1 protein-coding gene is annotated in these 1,680 nt (G+C 65.6%); it reads right to left on the reverse strand.

Annotation, left to right across the window (positions count from 1 at the left end; all coding sequences use genetic code 11):
• Window positions 1-102: 102 nt before the first annotated feature.
• A complete protein-coding gene (locus KGQ19_RS48510; protein WP_212022402.1) occupies window positions 103-1,425 on the reverse strand; it encodes an IS110 family RNA-guided transposase in 1,323 nt (440 codons plus the stop codon).
• Window positions 1,426-1,680 lie beyond the last annotated feature (255 nt).

A 1,680-nucleotide genomic window follows, 5' to 3' on the forward strand; every position in this document is an offset into this window, starting at 1 on the left:
AAGGTCAAGGTCAAGGGCTAGCCGGAAAATGGAGGTGCCGATGGCAGGGTGGAGTGTTCCGGCTGCCCGGAAGGTTTGTGGTTGTGGCGGGTGGGGGCTGGGTCAGGCTGCTTCGGTGAGGGTGACGGTGTAGCCGAGGTGTTCGAGTTCGCGGACGGCTTGGCGGGTTTTGCGGTTGCGGTTGAGGTGTCGCTGGTGCCAGTCGGGTCCGAGGTCTTGGTAGCGGGCGTCGGGATCGCAGATGAGGATCCAGGCGATCTCCAGGATGTTGCGGGCGACGGCGATTATGGCTTTCTTGGCGGGGGCGTGTTTGACGATGCGCCGGAAGCGCGCTCCCAGGAAGGTTTTGGTGCCGGAGGCGTTGTTGGCGGCTTGGCCGAGGGCGCCTTTGAGCCATCCGTTGCCTTTGCCGGTCGGGCCGTGGGTGTTCTTGGCCCCGGATTGGATGGTGCGTGGGGTGAGTTTGGCCCAGGAGGCCAGGTGGCCGCCGGTGGGGAACACTGAGGGGTCGACGCCGACCTCGGCGATGATGGTTTGGGCGCAGGACGGGCCGACGCCGGGGATCTCCTGCAGCCGTGCGAACAGCGGCATCCGGTGTGGGTGCTCGTTGTCGGGGGGTGGGGTGGGATCGATCTGCGCGATCGCGGCGGCGATCTTCGCGTCCAAGGTGGTGATGTGTGTATCGACGTGGTCGTGCAGGTCTAGCAGGGTGGTGATGAGGTCGGCGTGGTGGTCGGTGAACCGGCCGGTCAACGCCTGTATGAGCTTGGGGATCTTGGCCCGCATCCGGCCGCGGGCCAGTTGTGCGAGCGTTTCGGGGTCGCGTTGCCCGGCTGCCAGTGCCTCCAGCATCGCCCGGCCGGAGACCCCGAAGATGTCGGTGGCTCCGTCCTTCTTGTCTGACAGCTTGATGCAGGCGTCCTGTAGGACCTTCTCGATCTGGTTGCGGTGTCGGGTGCGCTCGGCGACCAAGGTGGTGCGCAGCCGGGTGAAGTCGCGCAGTTGCCGGATCTGCGGTGGCGGCACGAAGCTGGGGCGCAGCATTCCGCGCTCGGCCAGCTTGGCTAGCCAGATCGCATCCAGCTTGTCGGTCTTGGGCCGGCTGGGCACGTTCTTCACGTCTCGGGCATTGACCAGCCAGCATCTAAGGCCCTGATCCTCAAGCAGGTAGAAGAAGGGCCGCCAGTAGTCAGATGTCGACTCCATCACCACCAGCTCGACCTGCTGGGCTACCAGTTGGCCGGCCAACTCGGTGATGGCGGCGGTCGTGGCACCGACCGGGAACGTCTTTTGCACCCGCCGGCTGCCTCGCCCCGGCAGCCGGGTGCACACCATCGCACTGTTCTTGCCCACATCGATCGCTGCGACCCGAGCCAGCCGCTCCTCATCAGCGAATAGCTCGACAACCTCGCCGTCCTCGTTCATCGGGACTCCTCCCGAACGGGCTCCCCAGCCGCGACACACCAGCAGGCGCTGTCCGCGGGACCGCAAAGGGGAAAAGCCGAAAGCTAGCCGGCGTGCTCGAAGCAACAGGACATGACCCCATCACGCGGCCCGGTGCCAGACTGTGATGCGGGCTGACAAGCCAAGCAATGCCGACCTACACGCGAACAGCACCTGCCAGACACATTTTCGCGCCGACACGACGGCGCTGCAACGCGCCAGACCACTGTGATGAAG

It is taken from the genome of Catenulispora pinistramenti (assembly GCF_018274385.1).
Lineage (GTDB): Bacteria > Actinomycetota > Actinomycetes > Streptomycetales > Catenulisporaceae > Catenulispora > Catenulispora pinistramenti.

Bases quoted from the DNA above. Each gene is read 5' to 3' on its own strand.
- KGQ19_RS48510 (WP_212022402.1), bottom strand. From the start codon at position 1,425: ATGAACGAGGACGGCGAGGTTGTCGAGCTATTCGCTGATGAGGAGCGG.